The following is a 23,147-nucleotide window of genomic DNA, read 5'->3' on the forward strand; positions in this document are numbered from 1 at the left end:
TATCCGTACCGGGGCCCAGCCCGCACAATAGATGCGATGCCGGAATACGAATTTGTCGACGTGTACGTACCGCGCGGGGTCTCCCGCAAGGAGACGGCACGTCTGCTGACCGACCACGCGGAGTACGGACACTGGGAGTTGTACCGTCTGAGCCTGCTGCGCGACGGCAGCCGCAAGGTGCGGTTGCGCCGGCGGATCATCCGCCAGGTGCGGGCCACGTGGTGAGCGAGGACGGGGCACGGGAAGAAGGCACATCACGGAAGGGGCCCCGCGGCTGCGGGGCCCCTTCCGTTCGCGGGGGTGTCAGGCCGAGGCCCGCGCCTTGCGGTAGAGGACCGCGCCCGCGAGCAGCGCGCCGGCGCCGGCCGGCAGGACCAGGCCGAGCGGCAGGTCACTGCCGGTGCTGGCGAGCTGGGACGCGCCGTGGGGCTGGATGACGAACCGGCCGCTCGGCTTGTCGCCGTGCGAGGAGCCGCCCGGGGTCTCGCCGCTCGTGGAAGGCGGGGTGCCCGGAGTGCCGGGGTGACCGGGTTCGCCCGGGTTGCCGGGGTTCCCAGGAGTGCCGGGTTCGCCCGGGTTGCCAGGGTTACCGGGCTCACCCGGGTTGCCGGGGTTCCCAGGGTTGCCGGGCTCTCCCGGGTTACCGGGATTACCCGGGTTACCGGGATTACCGGGGTGACCCGGATTGCCGGGGTCGCCCGGCTGACCAGGGGTTTCGTGGCCGCCGCCACCGTTGGAGCAGTCGTTGCCCGTGCTGGGGTTGGCGACGCCGATGACGTCGACACTGTTGCCGCAGACGTTCACCGGCACGTGGACCGGCGCCTGGATGTGGTTGCCCGAACCCACACCGGGCGAGTCGGTGGCGTGCCCGCTCGCGTGGGAGCCGCTGTGGCCGGCGTGGCCGCCCGACGACTTTCCACCACCCTTGTTGGCACACTTGTTGCCCACCGACGGGTTGAGCACACCGACGACGTTGACGGTGTTCCCGCACACGTTGACCGGCGCGTACACCGGCGCCTGCACGGAGTTCCCGGAGAGCACGCCGGGCGAGCCCGACGCCGAACCCTGGGCGCCCGAGTCGGCGTGCGCGGAGCCGCCCGCGGCGGCGATCACGCCGGTCGCGGCCGCCACGGTCATCAGACCCTTGCGGGTGACCTGTCGCATTTACTGAATACCTGCCTTCGACCCTGTCTCGAATTCTTCTCGAATTCCCCGAAAGAAGCGTTCGGTCCCGGAGCGCATGGCATGCGCTCCGGGACCGATGGCTTGGGGCTCCCCTCAGCGAGGGGAAAGCATCACTTGTTGATGCAGGTGTTGCCGAAGGCGGGGTTCAGCAGCCCGATCACGGAGACCGTGTTGCCGCAGACGTTCACCGGGACGTGAACGGGCACCTGGACAACGTTGCCGGACAGGACGCCCGGGGAGTGCACGGCGGCACCCTGAGCACCCGAGTCGGCGACGGCCAGGCCCGCGCCCGCGAGAACCAGCCCACCGGTGGCAGCCGCAGCAGCGACGACCTTCTTGATCATTATTCCTCCTAGTTGGCAAAGCGACCCATCTTGCGATCGCATTACCTGTAACGAGGAGGGAGTAATCAGGCTACGAGCTTATCGTCGCATTCACTCTTCCCAGTCGAGTCCGTACGCGCGAGCGAATATCGGCGTTTCACAGGAGTGGTTCAGGACAGGTCGATGAAGCGGTCGAGCACCCGGACGCCGAACTGCAGGCCCTCCACCGGCACCCGCTCGTCCACGCCGTGGAACATGCCGGCGAAGTCCAGCTCCGGCGGCAGCTTCAGCGGCACGAAGCCGAAGCCCCGGATGCCCAGGTCGTCGAAGGACTTGGCGTCCGTCCCGCCCGAGAGCATGTAGGGGATCGCCTTGGCGGTCGGGTCCTCGGCCAGCAGCGCGGACTGCATCGCCCCCACGAGCGCCCCGTCGAAGGTGGTCTCCACGGCCTTGTCGGCGTGCACGTCCTCGCGGCGCACGTTCGGGCCGAGGATGCGGTCGAGGTCGGCGAGGAACTCCTCCTCGTGGCCGGGGAGGAACCGCCCGTCGACGTGGGCGGTCGCCTCGCCCGGGATGACGTTGACCTTGTAACCGGCGCCGAGCTGCGTCGGGTTGGCCGTGTTGCTCAGGGTCGCGCCGATGAACTTGGCGATGCCGCCGAGCCTGGCGAGCGTCGACTCCATGTCCTCCGGGTCGAGTTCGGTGCCGAGCGCGTCACCGAGCTCGTCGAGGAAGGCCCGGGTGGTCTTGGTGACCCGCACCGGGAACTTGTGCCGCCCGAGCCGCGCGACGGCCTCCGACAGCTCGGTAATCGCGTTGTCCCGGTGGATCATCGATCCGTGTCCGGCGGTGCCGGCCACGGTGAGCTTCATCCAGTGCATGCCCTTCTCGGCCGTCTGGATCATGTAGAGCCGCCGCTGCTCGCTGACGGTGAACGAGAATCCGCCCACCTCGCTGATCGCCTCGGTGACGCCCTCGAACAGCTCCGGGTGCTTGCGCACGAGGTGCTTGGCGCCGTAGGTGCCGCCCGCCTCCTCGTCGGCGAGGAACGCGAGGACGATGTCGCGCGGGGGCTTGCGCCCGCTGCGCAGCCGGTCACGGACGACCGCCAGGGTCATCGCGTCCATGTCCTTCATGTCGACGGCCCCGCGGCCCCACACGCAGCCGTCGGCGACCTCGCCGGAGAAGGGGTGGTGGGTCCAGTCGTCGGCGTTGGCCGGTACGACGTCGGTGTGACCGTGGATGAGGAGCGCGGGCCGGGAGGGGTCCTCGCCCTCGATCCGGGCCACCGTGGAGGCCCGGCCCGGGTGGGACTCGAAGATCTGCGGTTCGAGTCCCACCTCGGCGAGCTTCTCGGCGACGTACTCCGCCGCCTTCCGCTCGCCCGGACCCGAGTGGTCGCCGTAGTTGCTGGTGTCGATCTGGATCAGCTCGCGGCAGAGGTCCACGACCTCGTCCTCGCGGGTGACGCTCCTGGCCGTGTCCGTCTCGCTCACGTGCTTCCTCCCGGTGTCACTGCTGGTGGGTCCCCCTCATCCTCTCTCTCCCCGGCCCGCGCCCCAAGAGCGCTCCCGGCCCGTCACACCCCGTTCACGCCTCACCGGGGCGCGGACGGGGGGTGATCGGCCACCCCGGAAAGCCTGGTAATGTTTACGTCGTCGCCGCGGGGAGAACCCACGCGACAGACACCTTGTCCGGGTGGCGGAATGGCAGACGCGCTAGCTTGAGGTGCTAGTGCCCTTTATCGGGCGTGGGGGTTCAAGTCCCCCCTCGGACACTTGAGGCTGAGGGCCGTGACCGCGAGGTCACGGCCCTCAGGCGTTTGCGTGACAGAGGTGACCATGACCAAGCGTTCCTGCCCCTGCGGGCTCCCCGAGGCCTACGAGTCCTGCTGCGGCCGGTTCCACTCCGGGGCCGCCACCGCGCCGACCGCCGAGGCGTTGATGCGGTCGCGGTACTGCGCCTTCGTCAAGGGGGACGCGGCGTACCTGCTGCGGACCTGGCATCCGCGGACGCGGCCGGGCCGGCTGGAGCCGGATCCGGGGATGCGGTGGACCGGGCTGGAGATCCTGGGCGCGAGCGGCGGCTCGGCCTTCCACACCACCGGGACCGTGGAGTTCCGGGCGTCGTACCGGGGCGGGTCGCTGCACGAGCGGAGCCGGTTCGAGCGGGTCGACGGGGCCTGGGTGTACGTGGACGGGGAGTTCCCCGCGTAGCGAGTGCTACGGCGCCAGGATGTCGAGTTCCTGGAGGGCGCCGACCGTGATCTCGCGGGTCAGTTCTTCCGCGCGGGCGGCGTCGCCGGCGCGGACCGCCTCGGCGACCTGGACGTGCAGGGTGACGGCGGCCGGGTCGGGGTCCTCGAACATCACGTCGTGCTGCGTGCGGCCGGTCAGGACCTCGGCGACGACGTCGCCGAGGCGGGCGAACATCTCGTTGCCGGAGGCCTCGAGGACGACGCGGTGGAAGGCGACGTCGTGCAGGAGGTAGCCCTCGAGCTTGTGGCCGCGCGAGTGGGCGACCATGCCGAGGGCGCATTCGGTGAGTTCGGCGCACTGCTCGGCCGTGGCGTGCCGGGCGGCGAGGCCGGCCGCGACCGGTTCGATCGCCGAGCGCAGCACCGTGAGTGACCGCAACTGCCCGGGGCGGTCCGCGCCGGCCAGGCGCCAGCGGATGACCTGCGGGTCGTAGACGTTCCACTCGGACTTCGGGCGGACCGTGACGCCGACGCGGCGGCGGGACTCCACCAGGTACATGGACTCCAGGACCCGGACCGCCTCGCGCATCACGGAGCGCGACACGTCGAAACGCTGGGCGAGCTCGTCGGTGCGCAGGACACTGCCCGGCGGGTACTCACCCGCTGTGATCTCGGGGCCGAGGGTGTCCAGTACACGGCCGTGCAGCCCCCGGCCCGGTGTGGTCATGCACTCAGCGTACGGGGTAGATCACGGAGACAAAAAGTCAGACTTATTAGTGACGAGCTCTTGAATTCGTCGTACCTAATGGGTTTCAGTGGCGTCGACATCACGTGTCGACCTCGGACAGCAGACAGTGAGGCAGCGATGAAGACCCCCCACGTCGTCGTGGTCATGGGTGTAGCGGGCACCGGCAAGACCACCATCGGTCCCCTGCTCGCGGCCCGGATCGGCGTTCCCTACGCCGAGGGCGACGACTTCCACCCGCAGGCCAACATCGCCAAGATGTCGGCCGGTACCCCGCTCACCGACGAGGACCGCCTGCCGTGGCTCGACGCCATCGGCGCGTGGGCGCACGGGCGGGCGGGGCTCGGCGGGGTGGTCAGCTGCTCGGCGCTGAAGCGGTCGTACCGCGACCGGCTGCGGGCCGCCGCACCCGGCGTGGTCTTCGTGCACCTCGCGGGTGACCGCGCGCTGATCGAGGACCGGATGTCGCACCGGCAGGGGCACTTCATGCCCACGGCGCTGCTCGACTCCCAGTTCGCCACGCTCCAGCCCCTGGAGGCGGACGAGGCGGGGGTCGAGGTGAACGTCTCGGGCAGTCCGGAGGAGATCACCCAGCGGGCGGCGCTCGCCCTGGAGGACCTCCCCGAACCTGTCCGGTAGCCCCTGCCGGCCGCTTCCCCTCCCCCTACTCCCCAACGCAAGGGAACCCACCCGTGACCAGACTCAGCGTCGAGATGCTGGCAGCGGACGCACCCGAGCCGATCACCTCGGCCGGCCACGCTCAGCTGGGCATCGCCGTCCTGGCGGGCATCGCCGTCATCGTCCTGCTCATCACGAAGTTCAAGCTGCACGCCTTCCTGTCGCTGACCATCGGGTCACTGGCGCTCGGCGCGATCGCAGGGGCGCCGCTGGACAAGGTGCTCACCAGCTTCAGCACCGGCCTCGGCACCACGGTCGCCGGTGTCGGTGTGCTGATCGCCCTCGGGGCGATCCTCGGCAAGATGCTCGCCGACTCCGGAGGCGCCGACCAGATCGTCGACACGATCCTGGAGAAGGCCGGCGGGCGGTCGATGCCGTGGGCGATGGTGCTGATCGCCTCCGTGATCGGCTTGCCGCTGTTCTTCGAGGTCGGCATCGTGCTGCTGATCCCCGTCGTGCTGATGGTCGCCAAGCGCGGCAACTACTCGCTGATGCGCATCGGCATCCCGGCGCTCGCGGGCCTGTCCGTGATGCACGGCCTGGTGCCGCCGCACCCCGGTCCGCTGGTCGCGATCGACGCCGTCGGGGCGGACCTCGGTGTGACGCTCGCGCTGGGTGTCCTCGTCGCCATACCGACCGTGATCATCGCCGGCCCGGTGTTCTCGAAGTACGCGGCCCGCTGGGTCGACGTCCCGGTCCCCGAGAAGATGATCCCGCAGCGCCCCTCCGAGGAGCTCGACAGGCGTCCCGGCTTCGGTGCCACGCTCTTCACCGTGCTGCTCCCGGTGATCCTCATGCTCGCCAAGGCGCTGGTCGACATCGTGGTCGACGACCCCGAGAACCCGGCGCAGCGCGTCTTCGACGTCATCGGCGCCCCGCTGATCGCCCTGCTCGCCTCGGTGCTGGTCGGCATCTTCACGCTGCTGCGGCCCGCCGGGTTCTCCAAGGAGCGGCTCTCTCCGCTCGTCGAGAAGAGTCTCATGCCGATCGCGGGCATCCTGCTGATCGTCGGCGCGGGCGGCGGCTTCAAGCAGACGCTGATCGACACGGGTGTGGGCCGGATGGTCCTGGACGTCTCCAAGGACTGGGCCATCCCCGCGCTGCTGCTGGCCTGGCTGATCGCGGTGGTGATCCGCCTGGCGACGGGTTCGGCGACCGTGGCCACGGTCTCGGCGGCCGGTCTGGTCGCCCCGCTCGCGGCCGACATGTCGACGACGCACGCCGCCCTGCTCGTCCTCGCCATCGGCGCCGGCTCGCTCTTCTTCAGTCACGTCAACGACGCCGGGTTCTGGTTGGTGAAGGAGTACTTCGGGCTGAGCGTCGGCCAGAACATCAAGACCTGGTCCGTGATGGAGACGATCATCTCGGTGGTCGCCGGGGGTCTGGTCCTGCTGTTGTCCCTCGTGATCTAGGAGTACGGCGATGACGGCTCATCCCCTCTTCGACATCGGCGGCCGCACCGCCCTGGTCACCGGGTCCAGCCGGGGCATCGGACTCGCCCTCGCGCGCGGTCTGGCGGAGGCCGGCTGCACGGTCGTGCTGAACGGACGTGACAAGGACAGGCTGGCCGAGGCCGCCGCCGGGCTGCCCGGCGACCGGGTGCACACGGCCGCGTTCGACGTGACCGACGGACGCTCGGTGGCCTCGGGGGTCGCCGAGGTCGAGGAGCGGGTAGGCCCGCTCGACGTCCTCGTCAACAACGCGGGCATGCAACTGCGGGCCCCGCTGCTGGAGTTCGGTGAGTCCGACTGGCACCGGATCCTGGACACCAATCTGACCAGTGCCTTCCTGGTCGGCCGGGAGGCGGCGCGCCGGATGACGGAACGCGGCCACGGGAAGATCATCAACATCTGCTCGCTGCAGAGCGAGGTGGTACGGCCCGGGATCGCCCCGTACGCCGCCACCAAGGGTGCGCTGAAGATGCTCACCAAGGGCATGTGCGCGGACTGGGGGCCCAGCGGGGTGCAGGTCAACGGCCTGGGCCCGGGCTACATCGAGACCGAGCTGACCCGGCCGCTGGTGGAGGACGAGGAGTTCAGCTCCTGGGTGCGGCGGCGCACCCCTGCCGGGCGCTGGGGGCGTACGCAGGACCTGGTGGGCGGGGTGCTGTTCCTCGCCTCCCCCGCGGCGGACTTCGTCAACGGACAGGTGCTGTATGTCGACGGCGGTATGACGAGCGTGCTGTGACCTGCCGGGAGGCTTCCATGCTGGGGTGTGTGATCCACGGTCAGGGTGATCTGCGGGTGGCGGAACTGCCGGTGCCGGAGCCGGGGCCGGGGCAGGCGCTGATCGCCGTGCGGTACGGCGGGGTGTGCGGGTCCGATCTGCACTACTGGCGGCACGGCGGGGTCGGTGACTTCCGGCTGCGCGAGCCGATGGTGCTCGGGCACGAGGTCGTGGGGACGGTGGTGGCGTACGGCACCGGTGCCGCGGGGCCGGCTCCGGGTACCGCGGTCGCCGTGCATCCGGCCACGCCGTGCGGGGTGTGCCCGGAGTGTGCGGCCGGGCGGCGCAACGTCTGCCGGGACACCCGGTATCTCGGGAGTGCGGCGCGGTTTCCGCACGTGCAGGGGGGCTTCGCGGATCGGGTGGTCGTGCCGTCCGGGCAGGTGCGGGCGCTGCCCGACGGACTGGGGCTGCGGCGGGCGGCGCTGGCCGAGCCCTTGGCGGTCGCTCTGCACGCGGTGCGGCGGGCCGGGGGCGTGGCGGGGCGGCAGGTGCTGGTGACGGGCGCCGGGCCCATCGGGTGCCTGGTGGTCGCGGCGGCGAAGGCGGCGGGGGCCGCGCACGTGACGGTGTCGGACCTGTTGCCCGAGGCGTTGGAGTACGGGCGGATCGCCGGGGCCGGAAGTGCCGTACGGGCCGATGATCCTGATGACCGCGGGTGGCCGGACGAGGTCGATGTGGCCGTCGAGGCCTCGGGAGTGGCCGCGGGGCTGGACGCGTGCCTGCGGCGGGTGCGGCGAGGCGGGGTCGTCGTGCAGCTGGGGATGTTGCCGGCGGGGCACAGTCCGTTCGCCGGGAACCTGGTGGTGAGCCGGGAGGTCGAGCTGCGGGGGGCGTTCCGCTTCGATGGCGAGTTCGACGATGCGCTGGCTGTGCTCGCCGGGGAGCCTGCGTTCGACGGTCTGATCAGTGCGGTGGTTCCCGTGGGGGAGGCCGAGTCGGCGTTCGCGCTGGCCGCTGATCGGAGTCGGTCGTGCAAGGTGCTGTTGGATTTCGCGCCTTCGTCGTAGGGCTGTATGCCGTTCGGCGGGTGCGGGTGCGTCGTGGTTGTTCGCGCAGTTCCCCGCGCCCCTGGGGTGAGGGGCTGCGGGCGCCTTCTAGGGTGCTGGTGCGTTGTTGTTGATCGCGCAGTTCCCCGCGCCCCTGGGGTGAGGGGCTGCGGGCGTCCCAAGGGTGCGGGTGCGTCGTGGTTGTTCGCGCAGTTCCCCGCGCCCCTGAGACACCTACTCGCGCCAGAGAGAGTGCTCTCGGGATGCCCAGTCTCTGCTCACCGATCCCGTGCGCATGCCCCTGCGGGACTCCGGGTCCGCCAGCGCCATGCCGATGTGGCCGGCCAGGACGATGCCGATGGTGAGGGCCAGCCAGTCGTGGACGAAGGTGGCGCTGGTGCGCCAGAGGAGCGGGGTGACGTGGGTGAACCACATCATCAGGCCCGTGGCGAGCATGACCAGCGTGGCACCGGCGATCCAGGAGGCGTAGAGCTTCTGCCCGGCGTTGAACTTGGCCGCCGGGCGGGACGCGGGGCGCTTGTCGCGGTGCAGGGCGGCGCGCAGCCAGGTGCGGTCGTGCGGGCCGAAGCGGTTGAGGCGGCCGAGGTCGGCGCGGAAGGCCCGGGAGGCGAGGCCGGCCAGGACGGGGACGGGCAGGGCGAGGCCCGACCACTGGTGCAGGGTGACGACCAGGTCGCGGCGGCCGACGAGTTCGGCGAGCTGCGGGATGTAGAGGCAGGCCGCCGTGCCGACGCAGACGCCCATCAGCGCGGCGGTGGTGCGGTGGATCCAGCGCTGCAGCGGGGTGAAGCGGCGCACGCGGACCGTGGCCGGGGGCGTGTCAGCTCGTAGGGTCATCGTCGCGTCCGTTCGAGCGGCCCACCCAGGCGTCGACGTCGTAGCCGCGCTCCTCCCAGTAGCCCGGCCGGACCTCGTCGGTGACGGTGATGCCGGAGAGCCACTTGGCGGACTTGTAGAAGTACATGGGCGCCACGTAGAGGCGGACGGGGCCGCCGTGGGAGTGGCCGAGGTCCTTGTCCTGCATGCGCAGGGCGACCAGGACGTCCGCGCGGCGGGCCTGGGCGAGGGTGAGGCTCTCGGTGTACGTGCCGTCGAAGCAGGTGAAGCGGATGGCCTTCGCCGTGGGGCGGACCTGGGCGGCGTCCAGGAGCCGGGACAGGCGTACGCCCTCGAAGGGGGTGTCGGGGACGCGCCAGCCCGTGACGCACTGGACGTCGCGGACCATGCGGGTCTGGGGCAGGGCCTTGAGGTCGTCGAGGGTGTAGGTCGCGGGCCGGTCGACCAGGCCGTCCACGGTGAGGCGGTAGTCGCCGGCATTCTTGCGCGGGACGGACGAGGCGACCGAGTAGTAGCGGAAGCCGCCGCCGTTGGGGAGCAGGCCGGTCAGTCCGGTGGGGTCGTTGTCGGCCGCGCCGCCGAGGAAGCGCTCCAGGCCGCGTTGCAGCGGTGGGGCCGCGACCACGCCGGCGGCCCCCAGGGCGAGGGTGCCGAGGAAGACGCGGCGGCCGATCGGGGTGCCCCGTTCTTCGGGGTGTTCGTCGCTCACACCCCGGGGTACGTCCTCGTTCACGTACTCATTCGAACACCCGCGGCCCCGGTACGACAGGGCTCGCGGGTGCGCGTCAGACTTCCGTAACCACTTCTTACGCGGGCCGCCTCAGGAGGAGGCCGCCTTGTCCAGCTGGAACGCCTCGTTGCCGAGGCCGATCCTGGCGTGCCTCTCGGGGGCGCGGGCGCGCAGTACCAGGCCGAGGACCACGCCGGCGAGCGCGGCCAGGCCGATGATGCCGGGGAGCACCCAGCTCGGCGAGGAGTCGGGGCCGGCGCCGACCAGCACCTCGAAGTCCTTCACCGTGTAGCCGGCGATCACCAGCAGGGCGATGCCCGCCAGCGCGGACGTGACCAGCCGCCAGGCCTGGGCGCCCGCGGCGCCGCGGCGGACGAAGAAGACGACGACCGACAGGGACGCCGCCGCCATCAGCACGATCACGCCGAGGGCGCCGATGTTGCCGCACCAGGTGAACAGCTGCAGGACGGGCGCGGTCGGGTCGCCGGCCGGCTTGTCGTCGGCGATCGCGAAGGCGGCCACGACCACCACGGCCACGGCGGTCTGGAGCAGCGAGCCGGTGCCGGGGGCGCCGCTGCTGCCGCTGGTGCGGCCGAAGGCGGCGGGCAGCAGGCCCTCGCGGCCCATGGCGAAGGCGTAGCGGGCGACGACGTTGTGGAAGCTGAGCAGCGCGGCGAACATGCCGGTGACGAACAGGACGTGCAGGACGTCCGTGAAGGTGCCGCCGAGGCGGGACTCGGTGAGGAAGAACAGCAGCCCTGCGCTCTGCTTCTGGGCCGTGCCGACGATGGCGGCCGGGCCGGTGGCGACGGTGAGGGCCCAGCTGCTGAGGGCGAAGAAGACGGCGACGCCGCCGACGGCGAGGAACATCACGCGCGGCACCAGGACGTGCGGGCGGCTGGTCTCCTCTGCGTAGACCGGGGCCTGCTCGAAGCCGAGGAACGCGGCGATGCAGAAGCACAGCGCGGTGCCGACACCGGCGCCGGTGAGGGTGTCGGGGTTGAAGGCGTGCAGCGACAGGCCCTCCTTCCCGGGGTCGGCCAGGGCGGCCACGTCGAAGACGACGACCAGGAGCACCTCGATGACCAGCAGCACTCCGAGCACGCGGGCGTTGACGTCGATCTTGAGCCAGCCCAGCAGCCCGACGGCGAGCGCGGCCACGAGCGCCGGTATCCACCAGGCGATCTGCACGTCGGCGTAGGTGGCGAGGAGCCCGGAGACCTCGAAGCCGAAGATGCCGTAGATGCCGACCTGGAGGGCGTTGTAGGCGACGAGGGCCACCAGGGCGGCGCTCGCGCCCGCCGTGGCACCGAGGCCCCGGCGGATGTAGGCGTAGAAGGCGCCCGCGTTGTGGACGTGGCGGCTCATCTCGGCGTATCCGACGCTGAACAGGATCAGGACCACACCGAGGACGACGAAGAGCAGCGGCTGGCCGACGATTCCCATCACCGCGAATGTGGTGGGCATGACACCCGCGACGACCATGAGCGGGGCGGTCGCCGCGAGGACGGAGAGCAGCAGTCCCCCGGTGCCGAGCCGGTCGGCCCGCAGGGCGCGCTCCTGCCCTTTGAACGTACTGATGCCGCCGGGGGCGGATGGGCTCGTTCTCGAACTGTCCGTGGTCATCGGGGCAGCGTCCTCACTCTTCGGGGCGGGGGGTGTCAGGCCGTGCCCAGCGCGGCGGCGCGGGCGGCGGCGAAAGCGGCGTGCGGGTCGCGGTCCGGGTACGACCAGGGAGCCGGTGTGGCGTGCCGGCCGATCCGGTGGAAGAGGGCGGCGGCCTCGGCCCCCCGCCCCTCGCAGAACTTGGCGTGGGCGAGGAAGTTCAGGTCGATCAGCCGCCGCGGGTGCCCCTCCAGCTCCCATTCCAGCCACCAGTCGAAGGCGGCCTTCATGACCTGCCGGGCGCGGCGGCCCGTCCAGTGGCCGGAGGCGGCCGGGTCGGCGGGTTCGTGCCCGGCGGCGGCCAGCGCGCGGTAGCGCTCGGCGTGCGCGATGACGGGCAGGATCGCGAGCGGGGAGTCGGCGGGCGCCTGTTCGGCGGCCCAGTTGGCGAAGTCGTAGACCTCGTGCAGCGGGTCCGGGCCGGCCTCGGTGCGGCGGGTGGCGAGCCGGGCCACCATCAGGTGGTGGGCGTGGTGGTGGTCGGCGTACCGGCCGCGGACCGCCTCGAAGCTGCGGACGGCGTCCTCGTCGCCGCCGACCGCGCATTCCAGCATGAGCAGACCCAGCCAGGGGGTGGGGTCGGCGGGGACCCGGGCCGCGGCGGTCCGGCACCCCTCCCGGGCGCGGTCGGGTTCGGCCTTGCCGTGCAGCGCGCGCCGGACCTGGGCGAGGGCGAGCAGCACGGCGGCGTCGGCGGACTCGGGTTCGGCCAGGAGCCACTCCCGGGCCCAGGCGGCGCAGGATGACTCCTTGGCGAGAACGGTGACGCGGTGGGCGCGCCGGTCCCAGTCGTCCCCGGTGTGCACCAGCAGGGAACGGGTGTTCTGCCAGCGGCCCTGCGCCAGTGCGGCGCGCGCGGCCACGAGATCGGCGTCGTCGAGGGCCTCGTCGAAGGCCTGCGCCGCACGTCTGCGGCCACGGCCGAGGGGAGGCGGGGGTGGGGACACCGCGGGGACTTCCTCACGCGCTCTTCTGGTGTTTCGACTCACGGCGGCAGGAGGAGCGCGTATGTGCGCATCGCCATGGGCTGATCACGCACAGCCAACCCCCAGCCAATGGTCGCCGTCAAGGGTCGTCGGGGCGTTACACGCGTCAACTGCCCCCACTCGTGAGCCTTTTGTGATCCAGGAGACGGCAGAGACACGTGTGACCCGCATCCGATTTTTCCGTTACGCCCTTTGTGACGTACGCCATAGCGTGGGCTGTCGACGACCGCGACGATGGCAGGACGTACGGGCGCGCCGGGTGGAGCCGGCCGGTACAGTCGGCCCCTACGCAACCGTGAACCCGACCTGATGATCGAGGTACACCGCGTGTCGGTTCCAGTCCTGGCGCTCTCCCTGGGTGCCGCCTGCTGTCTCGGCTTCGGCTTCGTCCTCCAGCAGAACGCGGCTCAGCGGGCCCCGCTGAGCGATTTCCTCTCCTTCCGGCTGCTGCTCGACCTCGTGAAGGTGCCCCGCTGGCTCGGCGGCATCGCGCTGATGGTGGCCGGCATGGGCCTGGGCGCGGCCGCGCTGGGGCAGGGCGAGCTGTCCCTGGTGGAGCCGCTGCTGGCGACGAACCTGCTCTTCGCGCTGGCGCTCTCCCGCCGGCAGAGCCGGCAGCCGCTGGGCCGCCAGGGCTGGGCGGGCCTCTTCCTGCTGGCCGGCGGCGTGACCGCGTTCATCGCTGCGGGCCGGCCGGAGGGTGGCGCGGCGACGGCCGATCCGGTGCGGCAGTGGCTGATCATCGGGATCATGATCGGGCTCGCCCTGCTGCTCACGACCCGTGGCAAGCGGTCCCGGCTGAGTTCGGGTCCGGTGCTGCTGGCTCTGGCCGCCGGACTGCTCTACGGCGTGCAGGACGCGCTGACCAGGGTCAGCGGGCAGAAGGTCTCCGAAGGCGGCTTGGCCGAGCTGCTCACCGGCTGGGAACCGTACGCGGTGCTCGCGCTGGGCGTCACGGGGCTGGTGCTCGTGCAGAGCGCGTTCGAGACCGCGTCCCTGCGCAAGTCCCTGCCCGCCCTCACCGCGGCCCAGCCGCTCGCCGGGATCGTCTGCGGCGTCGGCTTCCTGGGCGACCGGCTGCGCACCGACGCGGTGGCCCTGAGCTGGGAGGCCGGTGGCCTGCTGGCCGTCGTCGCCGGGATCGTGCTGCTGGGCATGCACCCGGCGATGCCGCACGGCGCACCGGAACGGGCCCGTGTGAACACACCCGCGGTGAGCCCGGCCTCACCCTGAGGCGTCCGGGCCGTGGCCATTTCCGTCCCGCCCGGGCCCGCCCTCACCCCCCGGGGGCTCCCCAGGACCGGCCCGTCCGGCGGCCCTCACCGCCCTGCTTGGATGAGGACATGAGCGCTGCTGACGAGATCCTCGACATCGTCGACGAGAACGACCAGGTCATCGGGCAGTCCCCGCGCGGCGAGGCCTACGCCCTCGGGCTGCGCCACCGGTGCGTCTTCGTCCAGGCCCGGGACGCCGAGGGCCGGATCTTCGTGCACCGGCGCACCCCGGCCAAGCTGGTCTTCCCCTCCCTCCACGACATGTTCGTCGGCGGAGTCGTCGGCGCCGGCGAGTCCTATGACGCCGCCGCCCTGCGGGAGGCCGAGGAGGAACTCGGGGTGACCGGTCTGCCGCGGCCCCGGCACCTCTTCACGTTCCTGTACGACAACGGCTCCGGCCGGACCTGGTGGTCGGCGGTCTACGAGGTCCGCTGCGAACTCCCCGTGCGGCCGCAGACCGAGGAGGTGGCCTGGCACGACTTCCTGTCCGAGGCCGAGGTCGAGCGGCGCCTGACCGACTGGGCGTGGGTACCGGACGGGCTCGCGGCGTACGAGCGGCTCAGGGCGTTCCGGTCGACCGGCTCGTGAGGGCCGGACGGGGCTCCCGGGTAGGGTCGCGCACGTGATCGAGTTCGTACGGAACGTCCGGTTGTGGTTCGCGCCCGCGGAGGTCAGGGAGGACGGCGAGACACCCGACTACCGGTTCTCGCTGGCGAACGAACGCACCTTCCTCGCCTGGGTGCGCACCGCGCTCGCGCTGATCGGCGGCGGTTTCGCCGTGGACCAGTTCCTGCCGGACCTGCGGTGGGGCTGGCGGGTCGGACTGGCGTTCGCGCTGCTGGCCGCGGGCGTGCTGTGCTCGCTGCGGGCGGTCAACCACTGGGTGCGCTGCGAGCGGGCCATGCGCCGCGGCGAGGACCTGCCGGTGTCCCGGTTCCCGGCGCTGCTGAGCCTGGTCGTCGCGGTCGTGGCCGTGGCCATGGTCGTGGTGGTGCTGGTGGGATGGGAGGGGTGAGCGGGCCGGCCGTCCGGCAGCGGGACCCCGACCGCGATCCCGGACTGCAGCCGGAGCGGACCCGGCTCGCGTGGCGGCGTACGACGCTGTCGGGCACGGTCGTCGCCGTGCTCGCCGTGAAGACGGTGCTGCACGGTGGGGCCTCCGCCGCCGGGGTCGTCGCCTGCACCCTGTGCTGTGTCCTCTGGCTGGGCTTCCTGAGCGTCGCCCACCGGCGTATCCGCGCTCTCGCGATGGCAGCGACCCCCGTGGCGTTCGCGCCCCGGCACGCGGCGGCCGCGGTGCTGTGCACCGTGGCGATGGCGGTGTGCGGGGCGGCCCTCGTGCTCTGACCTGCGTCCGGCACCCGGCCCTGCAGGGACGTCAGTCCCACGCGTTGAACAGCACTCCGCCCAGTGTGGTGAGCCCGTGGAGACGCACCTGGCGCCACTCGTCCCGGGTCAGTACCGAGGTGTCGACATCGGCGAGTGGCAGGGTGAGCCGTGCGCGATCGAGCACCGTGAATCCCAGGCCGGCGAAGGCCCCGGCCCACGGTGGCGGCGAGAGGAACTCGTCGGTGTACCAGTCCCGGCGTTCCCCGGCGAAGGCGATCCAGGGGTGGTGTGCGTGGCAGAGGACGACGCGCTCGCCGGCGGCCTCGACGACCGTCGCGGTGTGGAACGAACGGGGGTATGCCTGTTCCTCCATCTCGCCCACCCGGCCCCCGGCCGCCCGGGCGGCCGCGTACAGGGCTGCCCGGAACGCCCGCGGGGCGGTTTCCGGCAACGGCCCGTCCTTCGGCCGGAAGAAGCCGGTGGCGCCTCGCGGCAGGGTGAACACTGCGTCCTTCTCCACGGCCACGGGGCCCATTCTGCCTCGGAGGTGCCCGGCCGTCCCGGGACAGCACACCTAAGCCTGTGCCTCGTCCTCGCTCGCCCAGTCCACCGTCACGACGATCTTGCCGCGGGTGCGGCCCTCCTGGCTCAGCCGGTGCGCGTCGGCGGCCCGCTCCAGGGGAAACGTCTCGTCGACGTGCACGCTGATCACGCCCTGCTCCGCCAGCTCGGCCAGGGTCCGCAGGTCCTGGGCGTCGGGGCGGACGAAGTAGTAGCGGCCGCCGTAGGTCACGACGTCGTTGTCGGCGATCGACGCCAGGCGGCCCTCGGGCGCCAGCAGGTTCGCCGACACCTTCAGGGCGTCCCCGCCGACGGTGTCGAACACCGCGTCCACGCCCTCCGGGGCCAGTCCGCGCACCCGCTCGCCCAGGCCCTCGCCGTACACCACCGGCTCCCCGCCCAGGCTCCGCACGAAGTCGTGGTTGGACTCGCTCGCCGTGCCGACCACCCGGGCGCCGAGGTGCACGCCGAGCTGGACGGCGATCGATCCGACCCCGCCGGCGGCGGCATGCACCAGCACGGTCTCGCCCCGCTTCACCTGGAGCACCTTGACCAGCATCTGGTAGGCGGTGAGACCGACCAGCGGCAACCCGGCCGCCTCCTCGAAGGAGAGGTTGCGCGGCTTGCGCGCGAGGGTGCGCAGGGGTGCGGCCACGTACTCGGCGAAGGTGCCACGGGAGAGGAAGTCCTCGCGCACGTACCCGATGACCTCGTCCCCGGCGCCGAACTCCGAGACGGCCACACCCGGCCGCACGACGACGCCCGAGACGTCCCAGCCGGGCACCACCGGGAAGACGGGGGCGAGGATCCCGTCGAGATACCCCTCCCGGCACTTCCAGTCGACGGGGTTCACGGACGCCGCCCGCACCTTGACCAGCACCGCGTCGGGGCCGACCTTCGGATCGCGCACCTCCCCGAACGCCAGCACCTCGGGACCGCCGTACCGTGAGTAGCTGATGGCCTTCATGGCTTTGACCTTCCGGGCTCGCCGGGCGACGCGCAAGCCGGATGACCTGAACGAACCGGCCGAAACCTGCCCGGCCGCCGTGCGGGAGGCGCCCTCGGCCTATCGTGGCTCCGATCACGTTTCGGTCCCGCTCTGGACGACATACCGACCGGTCGGCATCATGAGTCGGGAACTGTTCACCTGCCCGTAGGAGCGACGCATGAGCCCCGACCACCCGCCCGGACTGGATCTCGAACGGTTGCGCGACCTGCTCGACCGCGAGCGGCCCGGCCTGGTGAACGGCCCGCTGTCCGGCCGGCTGATCGAGGGCGGACGGTCGAACCTCACCTACGCGGTCTCCGACGGTGCCTCCCGGTGGGTCGTGAGACGGCCCCCGCTCGGCCACGTCCTGGCCACCGCGCACGACATGAAGCGCGAGCACCGGGTGATCAGCGCCCTGCACCCGACCGCCGTGCCGGTGCCGCGGCCGGTGCTGCTGTGCGAGGACGAGGAGGTGCTCGGGTCGCCGTTCTACGTCATGGAGTTCGTCGACGGCACCCCGTACCGCACCGCCGACCAGCTCGCCCCGATCGGCGCGGAGCGGACCCGGGGTGCGGTGCTGAACCTCGTGGACACGCTGGTGGAACTGCACGCCGTCGACCCGGGCGAGGTGGGCCTGGCGGACTTCGGCCGGCCCGAGGGCTTCCTGGACCGGCAGCTGCGGCGCTGGGGCAAGCAGCTGGACGCTTCCCGCAACCGGGACCTGGACGGCATCGACGAGCTGCACGCCGCCCTCGGACGCGAGCTGCCCCACTCCCCCGCCCCGGCCGTCGTGCACGGTGACTACCGGCTCGACAACGTCCTCATCGGCGAGGACGACCGGATCAAGGCCATCCTCGACTGGGAGATGTCGACGCTGGGCGATCCACTCACGGACCTCGGCCTGCTGGTGATGTACAGCATGCCGCTCGGCATGCCCGACTCGCCCGTCTCCACGACCGCCGAGGCCCCCGGGCATCCGGCGCCGTCGGAACTCATCGCCCGGTATGCCGCACGCTCGGGGCGTGACGTCTCCGCGGTGTCCTGGTACACGGCGTTCGCCTGGTTCAAGCTCGCCGTGATCCTCGAGGGCATCCACTACCGCTACACGCTGGGCCAGACGGTCGGACGCGGCTTCGACCGCATCGGCGACCTCGTCCCCGTCTTCGTCCGGCACGGACTGACCACGCTCCACGAAGGCCTCCAGGAGGGCTGATCCACATGGACTTCGCTTTCGACGCGCGCACCGAAGAGCTGCGCGCCAAGCTCCTCGCCTTCATGGACGAGTACGTCTACCCGGCCGAGGCCGTCGCGCACGAGCAGCGCGAGCGGCTCGCCTCGCCGTGGGAGACCGTTCCCGTGGTCGAGGAGCTCAAGGCCGAGGCCCGCAGGCAGGGCCTGTGGAACCTCTTCCTGCCGGAATCCGAATACGGAGCGGGGCTCACCAACCTCCAGTACGCGCCGCTCGCCGAGATCATGGGCCGCTCCCCGCAGCTGGCGCCGACCGTGACGAACTGCGCGGCGCCCGACACCGGGAACATGGAGGTGCTCACCCAGTTCGGCGACGAGCAGCAGCGCAAGCAGTGGCTGGAGCCGCTGCTGGCCGGTGAGATCCGCTCGGCGTTCGCGATGACCGAGCCGGACGTGGCCTCCTCTGACGCCACCAACATCACCACGCACATCGAGCGCGACGGCGACGAGTACGTCATCACCGGCCGCAAGTGGTACATCTCCGGCGCGATGCACCCCGACTGCAAGATCTTCATCGTGATGGGCAAGACCGACCCGGACGGGGAGGACATCCGCCGCCAGCAGTCGATGGTGCTGGTGCCGCGGGACACCCCGGGCGTCACGATCAAGCGGGCCATGCAGGTCTTCGGGTACGAGGACCACTACCACGGCGGCCATGCCGAGGTGATCTTCGACCAGGCGCGCGTGCCGGTCTCGAACCTGGTCGGCGAGGAGGGCGGCGGTTTCGCCATCGCGCAGGCGCGACTCGGTCCCGGGCGGATCCACCACTGCATGCGGCTGATCGGGATGGCGGAGCGGGCGATCGAGCTGATGTGCAGGCGGGCCGTGTCGCGCACCGCGTTCGGCAAGGCGCTGGCCCAGCAGGGCGTGGTGCACAACTGGATCGCGGACGCGCGCGTGACGGTGGAGCAGTTGCGGCTGCTGGTGCTGAAGACCGCGTGGCTGATGGACACGGTGGGCAACCGGGGTGCGCACACCGAGATCCAGTCGATCAAGATCGCCACGCCCCGGGCCGTGGTGGACATCCTCGACCGGGCCATCCAGTTGCACGGCGCCGGCGGCGTGAGCCAGGACTTCCCGCTGGCTGAGCTGTATGCGGGGGCGCGGACCCTGATGATCGCCGACGGGCCGGACGAGGTGCATCAGCGGTCACTGGCACGTCGGGAGCTGAAGCGATACATGTGACGTGCTGCGGGCGGCGGGGGTCCGCTCCTGCCGCCCGCCGCGGGCGGCAGGCCGCGCCGAGTTGTGCGCGGTGTGTGAAACATCGCACGGTCTCGTGAACGCCCGTCTGGGTAGGGAGGGCATTTTCCGGGGTTTCCCGCCGCGAACTCGTTTCCTCGCCGCGTCCCGGGCCGGTCCGGTGCTTGCACCACGCACCCGGACTGCGGGACTGTGCACCGAGACAGTCCTCGTCCGTCTTCGCAGAGTGAGGTGTGGGTCACGCGTAGGGGCCCCGTACATGACTTCTTCCCCGGCCAGGCCCCGCACCTGTGCGGTGAGCGCCGCCTCCGCCCCCTGCCCGGTGGTGGTCCTGGACACGGACGGGCACCTCGCGGAGCTCAATGACCCGGCCCGTGCTCTGCTGCCCGCGGCCCGGCTCGGACAGCCCCTGTCCTCCCCGGCCTGGCTCGTCGACGCCGACCGCGCTCGGCCGGCCCCGGTCGGCGGGGAGGTGGGCGAGCGGTTCTTCTCGGCGCACCCGTCCGTCCTGGCGGGCGGCGGCACGGCCTGGTGGCTGATGGAGGAGACCGCCCACCGCTCCGCCGTGGCGGAGCTGGCGGCCGAACGCGGACGCACCCGGTTCCTCACCGAGGCCTCGGCGGCCCTGCTGGCCTCGCTGAACCTCGAGCGGTGCATGGAGGTGACGGCCCGCCTCGCCACCGAGCATCTGGCCGACGCCGCGCTGGTCGTCGCGCCCACCTCGGCCCGGTCACTGCCGGTGGTCTCCTGTGACCACCGGGGCGAACTCACCCGCAGCACGGTGTCCGAACCGCCGGACAGCGTGCCGGGCCTCGCCGAAGCACTGCGGGGCTTCCCCCCGGTTCCCTCGCGGTGGATCGACCCCGCGACGGCCCCCGACTGGCTGATCCCGCCGGGGTTCGGCGAGGTCGGCTCGCTGGTGATCACACCGCTTCCGGGACTCGGCGTACCGGCCGGGGCGCTGGTCCTGCTGCGCCGGGCGCAGCAGCACGCGTTCACCGAGGCGGAGGAGTCGCTGGCCGGGCTGTTCGCCGCCCGGGCCGGCGCGGCGATGTCCGCCGCCCGCCTCTACGCGGAACAGAACTCGATCTCCGACACCCTCATGCGCGAGCTCCTGCCGCCCACCCTGCGGCAGACGCAAGGCGTGGAGTTCGCGGGCGGCTACCGGGCCAGCAAGGACACGGAGCGCATCGGCGGCGACTTCTACGACGTCCACCCGCCCGCCGAGGACTCCCCCGAGACCCTCGTGGTCCTGGGGGACGTGGCCGGCAAGGGGCTGGAAGCCGCGGTGCTCACCGGCAAGATCCGCAACGCCCTGCACGCTCTGCTGCCCATGGCCGACGACCACGCCCGGATGCTGCGTCTGGTGAACAACGCCCTGCGGACCAGCCATCACACCCGCTTCGCCACCCTGGTGATGGCCTCCGTCCGCAGGGAGGAGCGCGAGGTCGTGCTGCGGCTCACGTCGGCCGGGCATCCCGCGCCCCTGATCATCCGGCGGGACGGCAGCGTGGAGGAGGCCGACACGGGCGGCACTCTCATCGGCGTCCTGCCGGCCATCACCTCCCGCACCGCGCGGGTCCGTCTCGCGCCGGGGGAAACCTGCCTGCTGTTCACCGACGGCGTCACCGAGGCCAGGGGCGGCCCGCTGGGCGACACCATGTTCGGTGACCAGCGCCTCAGGCGCGCCGCGGCCGAGTGCGCCGGGCTGCCTGCGGAGGCGGTCGTGGAGCGCGTGCAGATGGTCACCTCGCAGTGGATCGGCGACGGGCGCCACGACGACATCGCCGTCCTGGCCATCACCGCTCCGCGCGGTGCCCACCTCAGTGCGGTGGACGGGGCCACCCGGGGCAGGTACACGGCATGACCGCACACCTCACCGGCCTCGACGAGGGGCCGGGCCGGCACGGCGTGGCCGCCCGTCGTTCCGCGGCGCACGGCGGCGGACCCGCTCCGTGGGCGGACAAGCTGTGGGCCGCCGTACGGGCGGCGGACGAGTACGCGGCCGTCGGCGTCGTCGCCGACGCCCTGGCCGACGGGCTGGAGCCCGAGACGGTGCTGCTGGACGTCATCGGCGCGGTCCAGCACAAGGTCGGCCTCGAATGGGCGGCCAACCGTATGAGCGTGGCCGACGAGCATGCCGCCACCGCCATCAACGACCGTGTCATCGCCGTCCTACCGGCCCGGCGTCCGGCGAACAGCCGGGGCAGGGTCACGGTGGCCTGCGTGGACCAGGAGTGGCACGCCCTGCCCGCTCGCCTGGTCTCCGAGACCCTGCGGCTGCGCGGCTGGCACGTGGACTACCTCGGGGCGCAGGTCCCCACCGCCCATCTGATCAGCCACATCCACCGCACCGGCCCGGACGCGGTGTGCCTGTCCGGCTCGCTGCCCACCCGGCTGCCGGGCGCGCACAGCGCCATCACCGCCGTCCAGGCGGCCGGCACCCCGGTCATGGCCGGCGGCCCCGCCTTCGGTGCCGACGGCCGCTACGCCCGCCTGCTGGGCGCCGATGCCTGGGCACCCGACGCACGTGCGGCCGCGGACCGGCTCGCGGCCGGTCCGTTGAGCCGCCCGTCGCCCGCCCACCAGGCGAGCGACGACCTGCCGCATCTGCGGGACCAGGAGTACACGCTGGTCGCCAAGTCCTCCACCCGCCTGGTGCGCGACACCTTCCGGTCTCTGGAAGAACGCTTCCCCGCGATGCGGGACTACAGCGACGAGCAGCGCGAGCACACCGCCGAGGACATCGCCCACATCGTCGGCTTCCTGACGGCCGCCCTGTACGTGGACGCCGACGACGTGTTCAGCGGCTTCCTCGGCTGGACCGCCGAGGTGCTCACCGCCCGCGGCGTCCCGGCCCGTTCGCTGCTGCCGTGCCTGGACCTGCTCCAGGAGCAGCTGCACGACTTCCCCCGCGCCTGCCGGCTGCTCGAGGCCGGGCGCGGCGCGCTCACCCCCCGCCCCTGACCCCGAGACGCTGGACGAACCCGTGACCCCCTCTTTCGGCACCGGCCCGCACTCCGTGCGGCTGGCTCTCACCGGCGATCTGGACTACGACTCCTGCGCGGAGCTGCTCGAGCGGGTGCGGACGGCCCTCGACGGCGGCGGAGACGTCCGGGAGCTGCACCTGGACTGCCGGGAGCTGCGTCTGGTCGACTCCATGGGCCTGTCGACGCTGCTGCAGATCCACCGTTCCGCCGGCCGGGACGGCATCGCCTTCCATCTGGACGACGTGGGCCCGGCGCTGCGCCGCCTGCTCGAACTCACCGGCACCTACGAGTATCTGACGACGCCCCAGCAGTGCGAACCCCCGGCGGAGAGCGGCCACGGCCGCTCCTGAACGAAGAGGCGGCTGCTACGGACGCAGGGCGCGCAGCAGCAGGTCGGCCAGGTGGTCGGCGACCTGCTGGGGTGTGAGGGGGCCGTCGGGGCGGTACCACGTCGACAGGTGGTGGACCGAGCCGAAGTGGTAGTCGACCACCAGGTCCGCCGGGGTCACGTCGGAGAAGACTCCGGACTTCTGGCCCTCCTCGACGAGCGCACGGAAGCGCTCGTGGTAGCGGCGCCGCTCGGAGCGGACCTGCTTGTCCTTCTCGGGGCTGAGGTGGTGCATCGACCGCCAGAAGATCATCGCGTCGTCGAGGTTCTCGATGGTCGTCACCACGACGTCCGCCGCGGCGTGCCGCAGCCGCTTCTCGACCGGCTCGTCGGCACCGGCCACGGCGTCCAGCCGCTCCTGCTGGATGCGCAGCACGCGCGCGTACACCTCGTGCAGCAGGTCGTCCTTGGAGCCGAAGTAGTGGTACAGCGCTCCCTTGGTGACACCGGCCGCCTCGACGATCTCCTGCACCGAGGTGCGGTCGTAGCCCTGCTCGGCGAAGAGCCGGGTGGCGGCGGCCAGGAGCCGCTGAGGCACGGGCGTGCCGTCCGAGTCCGTGGTCCTGGGCACTGCCGCCACCTGC

Annotated in this window: 26 protein-coding genes and 1 tRNA gene; 16 read left to right on the forward strand and 11 right to left on the reverse strand. The window is 71.9% G+C overall.

Features of this window, described 5'->3' with window-relative positions:
- Window positions 1–36: 36 nt before the first annotated feature.
- Entirely contained in the window at window positions 37–225 is a 189-nt protein-coding gene (locus tag AB0F04_RS32950) for a DUF5703 family protein (RefSeq protein ID WP_003989151.1), read from the forward strand.
- Window positions 226–303: 78 nt separating this feature from the next.
- Here the strand turns inward: AB0F04_RS32950 and AB0F04_RS32955 are convergent, their stop codons facing one another.
- From AB0F04_RS32955 to AB0F04_RS32965, 3 genes are all read right to left on the reverse strand, one after another.
- The gene (locus tag AB0F04_RS32955) at window positions 304–1,164 is read right to left on the reverse strand and encodes a chaplin (RefSeq protein ID WP_362048460.1); all 861 of its coding nucleotides are present in this window, start codon (window positions 1,162–1,164) and stop codon (window positions 304–306) included.
- Between the two features lie 131 nt (window positions 1,165–1,295).
- Window positions 1,296–1,529 carry a chaplin ChpH gene (gene chpH, locus AB0F04_RS32960; RefSeq protein WP_030608446.1) on the reverse strand — a complete coding sequence of 78 codons (234 nt, stop codon included), beginning with the start codon at window positions 1,527–1,529 and terminating at the stop codon, window positions 1,296–1,298.
- Window positions 1,530–1,678: 149 nt separating this feature from the next.
- Window positions 1,679–3,004: a M20/M25/M40 family metallo-hydrolase gene (locus AB0F04_RS32965; protein ID WP_362048463.1), complete on the reverse strand. Its 1,326-nt coding sequence runs from the start codon at window positions 3,002–3,004 to the stop codon at window positions 1,679–1,681.
- Window positions 3,005–3,200: 196 nt separating this feature from the next.
- Here AB0F04_RS32965 and AB0F04_RS32970 point away from each other — a divergent pair.
- Both AB0F04_RS32970 and AB0F04_RS32975 read left to right on the forward strand, forming a co-directional pair.
- A tRNA-Leu gene (locus tag AB0F04_RS32970) sits at window positions 3,201–3,285 on the forward strand.
- A gap of 64 nt (window positions 3,286–3,349) precedes the next feature.
- Entirely contained in the window at window positions 3,350–3,724 is a 375-nt protein-coding gene (locus AB0F04_RS32975) for a YchJ family metal-binding protein (protein WP_362048466.1), read from the forward strand.
- A gap of 6 nt (window positions 3,725–3,730) precedes the next feature.
- On the opposite strand, the gene AB0F04_RS32980 is transcribed toward AB0F04_RS32975, so the two are convergent.
- The gene (locus tag AB0F04_RS32980) at window positions 3,731–4,432 is read right to left on the reverse strand and encodes a FadR/GntR family transcriptional regulator (RefSeq protein ID WP_362048469.1); all 702 of its coding nucleotides are present in this window, start codon (window positions 4,430–4,432) and stop codon (window positions 3,731–3,733) included.
- 138 nt (window positions 4,433–4,570) lie between these two features.
- Here AB0F04_RS32980 and AB0F04_RS32985 point away from each other — a divergent pair, with 138 nt between their 5' ends.
- From AB0F04_RS32985 to AB0F04_RS33000, 4 genes are read left to right on the forward strand one after another with little or no spacing between them, the layout of a single operon-like run.
- Window positions 4,571–5,089, forward strand: a complete 519-nt coding sequence (locus AB0F04_RS32985) for a gluconokinase (RefSeq protein ID WP_362048472.1) — start codon at window positions 4,571–4,573, stop codon at window positions 5,087–5,089.
- Between the two features lie 53 nt (window positions 5,090–5,142).
- Window positions 5,143–6,540 carry a gluconate:H+ symporter gene (locus AB0F04_RS32990; RefSeq protein ID WP_362048475.1) on the forward strand — a complete coding sequence of 466 codons (1,398 nt, stop codon included), beginning with the start codon at window positions 5,143–5,145 and terminating at the stop codon, window positions 6,538–6,540.
- Window positions 6,541–6,550: 10 nt separating this feature from the next.
- Window positions 6,551–7,315: an SDR family oxidoreductase gene (locus AB0F04_RS32995; protein WP_362048478.1), complete on the forward strand. Its 765-nt coding sequence runs from the start codon at window positions 6,551–6,553 to the stop codon at window positions 7,313–7,315.
- A 17-nt stretch (window positions 7,316–7,332) separates the two neighbouring features.
- The gene (locus AB0F04_RS33000) at window positions 7,333–8,364 is read left to right on the forward strand and encodes an L-idonate 5-dehydrogenase (protein WP_362048481.1); all 1,032 of its coding nucleotides are present in this window, start codon (window positions 7,333–7,335) and stop codon (window positions 8,362–8,364) included.
- A 213-nt stretch (window positions 8,365–8,577) separates the two neighbouring features.
- Here the strand turns inward: AB0F04_RS33000 and AB0F04_RS33005 are convergent, their stop codons facing one another.
- The 4 genes from AB0F04_RS33005 to AB0F04_RS33020 all read right to left on the reverse strand — a co-directional run bounded on the left by AB0F04_RS33005 (window position 8,578) and on the right by AB0F04_RS33020 (window position 12,543).
- Complete coding sequence (locus tag AB0F04_RS33005; RefSeq protein ID WP_362048484.1) at window positions 8,578–9,201, reverse strand: cytochrome b/b6 domain-containing protein; 624 nt, start codon at window positions 9,199–9,201, stop codon at window positions 8,578–8,580.
- On the reverse strand, window positions 9,185–9,910 hold the full coding sequence (locus tag AB0F04_RS33010; protein ID WP_362048729.1) for a molybdopterin-dependent oxidoreductase: 726 nt from the start codon (window positions 9,908–9,910) through the stop codon (window positions 9,185–9,187). The genes AB0F04_RS33005 and AB0F04_RS33010 overlap by 17 nt, the downstream gene beginning before the upstream one ends.
- A gap of 111 nt (window positions 9,911–10,021) precedes the next feature.
- Window positions 10,022–11,557: an APC family permease gene (locus tag AB0F04_RS33015; protein WP_362048487.1), complete on the reverse strand. Its 1,536-nt coding sequence runs from the start codon at window positions 11,555–11,557 to the stop codon at window positions 10,022–10,024.
- 35 nt (window positions 11,558–11,592) lie between these two features.
- Window positions 11,593–12,543: a hypothetical protein gene (locus AB0F04_RS33020; protein WP_362048490.1), complete on the reverse strand. Its 951-nt coding sequence runs from the start codon at window positions 12,541–12,543 to the stop codon at window positions 11,593–11,595.
- A gap of 366 nt (window positions 12,544–12,909) precedes the next feature.
- Between AB0F04_RS33020 and AB0F04_RS33025 the strand changes: the two genes are divergently transcribed.
- The 4 genes from AB0F04_RS33025 to AB0F04_RS33040 all read left to right on the forward strand — a co-directional run bounded on the left by AB0F04_RS33025 (window position 12,910) and on the right by AB0F04_RS33040 (window position 15,203).
- Window positions 12,910–13,815, forward strand: coding sequence for a DMT family transporter (locus tag AB0F04_RS33025; RefSeq protein ID WP_362048492.1), 906 nt, complete (start codon window positions 12,910–12,912; stop codon window positions 13,813–13,815).
- Between the two features lie 110 nt (window positions 13,816–13,925).
- Window positions 13,926–14,444 carry an NUDIX domain-containing protein gene (locus AB0F04_RS33030; RefSeq protein WP_362048495.1) on the forward strand — a complete coding sequence of 173 codons (519 nt, stop codon included), beginning with the start codon at window positions 13,926–13,928 and terminating at the stop codon, window positions 14,442–14,444.
- Between the two features lie 34 nt (window positions 14,445–14,478).
- Window positions 14,479–14,871: a DUF202 domain-containing protein gene (locus AB0F04_RS33035; RefSeq protein WP_362048498.1), complete on the forward strand. Its 393-nt coding sequence runs from the start codon at window positions 14,479–14,481 to the stop codon at window positions 14,869–14,871.
- A complete protein-coding gene (locus AB0F04_RS33040; RefSeq protein ID WP_362048501.1) occupies window positions 14,859–15,203 on the forward strand; it encodes a DUF202 domain-containing protein in 345 nt (114 codons plus the stop codon). Before AB0F04_RS33035 ends, AB0F04_RS33040 begins: the two co-directional genes overlap by 13 nt.
- Window positions 15,204–15,234: 31 nt before the next feature.
- On the opposite strand, the gene AB0F04_RS33045 is transcribed toward AB0F04_RS33040, so the two are convergent.
- On the reverse strand, window positions 15,235–15,720 hold the full coding sequence (locus AB0F04_RS33045; protein WP_362048504.1) for a hypothetical protein: 486 nt from the start codon (window positions 15,718–15,720) through the stop codon (window positions 15,235–15,237).
- Between the two features lie 39 nt (window positions 15,721–15,759).
- Window positions 15,760–16,713 carry an NADP-dependent oxidoreductase gene (locus AB0F04_RS33050; protein ID WP_362048507.1) on the reverse strand — a complete coding sequence of 318 codons (954 nt, stop codon included), beginning with the start codon at window positions 16,711–16,713 and terminating at the stop codon, window positions 15,760–15,762.
- A gap of 199 nt (window positions 16,714–16,912) precedes the next feature.
- On the opposite strand from AB0F04_RS33050, the gene AB0F04_RS33055 reads away from it, so the two are divergent.
- The 5 genes from AB0F04_RS33055 (at window position 16,913) to AB0F04_RS33075 (ending at window position 22,525) form a co-directional block, all read left to right on the forward strand.
- On the forward strand, window positions 16,913–17,947 hold the full coding sequence (locus tag AB0F04_RS33055) for a phosphotransferase family protein (protein WP_362048510.1): 1,035 nt from the start codon (window positions 16,913–16,915) through the stop codon (window positions 17,945–17,947).
- A gap of 5 nt (window positions 17,948–17,952) precedes the next feature.
- Complete coding sequence (locus AB0F04_RS33060; RefSeq protein ID WP_362048513.1) at window positions 17,953–19,167, forward strand: acyl-CoA dehydrogenase; 1,215 nt, start codon at window positions 17,953–17,955, stop codon at window positions 19,165–19,167.
- Between the two features lie 277 nt (window positions 19,168–19,444).
- Window positions 19,445–21,052: a PP2C family protein-serine/threonine phosphatase gene (locus tag AB0F04_RS33065; RefSeq protein ID WP_362048516.1), complete on the forward strand. Its 1,608-nt coding sequence runs from the start codon at window positions 19,445–19,447 to the stop codon at window positions 21,050–21,052.
- Window positions 21,049–22,152 carry a cobalamin-dependent protein gene (locus AB0F04_RS33070; protein ID WP_362048519.1) on the forward strand — a complete coding sequence of 368 codons (1,104 nt, stop codon included), beginning with the start codon at window positions 21,049–21,051 and terminating at the stop codon, window positions 22,150–22,152. The genes AB0F04_RS33065 and AB0F04_RS33070 overlap by 4 nt, the downstream gene beginning before the upstream one ends.
- 22 nt (window positions 22,153–22,174) lie before the next feature.
- Entirely contained in the window at window positions 22,175–22,525 is a 351-nt protein-coding gene (locus AB0F04_RS33075) for an STAS domain-containing protein (protein ID WP_362048522.1), read from the forward strand.
- Between the two features lie 15 nt (window positions 22,526–22,540).
- Here AB0F04_RS33075 and AB0F04_RS33080 read toward each other — a convergent pair whose 3' ends face one another.
- Window positions 22,541–23,134, reverse strand: a complete 594-nt coding sequence (locus tag AB0F04_RS33080) for a TetR/AcrR family transcriptional regulator (protein WP_053673962.1) — start codon at window positions 23,132–23,134, stop codon at window positions 22,541–22,543.
- Between the last annotated feature and the right edge of the window lie 13 nt (window positions 23,135–23,147).

Source organism: Streptomyces sp. NPDC029041 (assembly GCF_040637515.1).
Taxonomy (GTDB): domain Bacteria; phylum Actinomycetota; class Actinomycetes; order Streptomycetales; family Streptomycetaceae; genus Streptomyces.

Bases quoted from the DNA above. Each gene is read 5' to 3' on its own strand.
- AB0F04_RS33065 (WP_362048516.1), top strand. From the start codon at position 19,445: ATGACTTCTTCCCCGGCCAGGCCCCGCACCTGTGCGGTGAGCGCCGCC.
- AB0F04_RS33000 (WP_362048481.1), top strand. From the start codon at position 7,333: ATGCTGGGGTGTGTGATCCACGGTCAGGGTGATCTGCGGGTGGCGGAA.
- AB0F04_RS32980 (WP_362048469.1), bottom strand. From the start codon at position 4,432: ATGACCACACCGGGCCGGGGGCTGCACGGCCGTGTACTGGACACCCTC.
- AB0F04_RS33030 (WP_362048495.1), top strand. From the start codon at position 13,926: ATGAGCGCTGCTGACGAGATCCTCGACATCGTCGACGAGAACGACCAG.
- AB0F04_RS33070 (WP_362048519.1), top strand. From the start codon at position 21,049: ATGACCGCACACCTCACCGGCCTCGACGAGGGGCCGGGCCGGCACGGC.
- AB0F04_RS32955 (WP_362048460.1), bottom strand. From the start codon at position 1,164: ATGCGACAGGTCACCCGCAAGGGTCTGATGACCGTGGCGGCCGCGACC.
- AB0F04_RS32950 (WP_003989151.1), top strand. From the start codon at position 37: ATGCCGGAATACGAATTTGTCGACGTGTACGTACCGCGCGGGGTCTCC.
- chpH (WP_030608446.1), bottom strand. From the start codon at position 1,529: ATGATCAAGAAGGTCGTCGCTGCTGCGGCTGCCACCGGTGGGCTGGTT.
- AB0F04_RS32975 (WP_362048466.1), top strand. From the start codon at position 3,350: ATGACCAAGCGTTCCTGCCCCTGCGGGCTCCCCGAGGCCTACGAGTCC.
- AB0F04_RS32995 (WP_362048478.1), top strand. From the start codon at position 6,551: ATGACGGCTCATCCCCTCTTCGACATCGGCGGCCGCACCGCCCTGGTC.
- AB0F04_RS33050 (WP_362048507.1), bottom strand. From the start codon at position 16,713: ATGAAGGCCATCAGCTACTCACGGTACGGCGGTCCCGAGGTGCTGGCG.
- AB0F04_RS33055 (WP_362048510.1), top strand. From the start codon at position 16,913: ATGAGCCCCGACCACCCGCCCGGACTGGATCTCGAACGGTTGCGCGAC.
- AB0F04_RS32985 (WP_362048472.1), top strand. From the start codon at position 4,571: ATGAAGACCCCCCACGTCGTCGTGGTCATGGGTGTAGCGGGCACCGGC.
- AB0F04_RS33045 (WP_362048504.1), bottom strand. From the start codon at position 15,720: ATGGGCCCCGTGGCCGTGGAGAAGGACGCAGTGTTCACCCTGCCGCGA.
- AB0F04_RS33060 (WP_362048513.1), top strand. From the start codon at position 17,953: ATGGACTTCGCTTTCGACGCGCGCACCGAAGAGCTGCGCGCCAAGCTC.
- AB0F04_RS33015 (WP_362048487.1), bottom strand. From the start codon at position 11,557: ATGACCACGGACAGTTCGAGAACGAGCCCATCCGCCCCCGGCGGCATC.
- AB0F04_RS33040 (WP_362048501.1), top strand. From the start codon at position 14,859: ATGGGAGGGGTGAGCGGGCCGGCCGTCCGGCAGCGGGACCCCGACCGC.
- AB0F04_RS33005 (WP_362048484.1), bottom strand. From the start codon at position 9,201: ATGACCCTACGAGCTGACACGCCCCCGGCCACGGTCCGCGTGCGCCGC.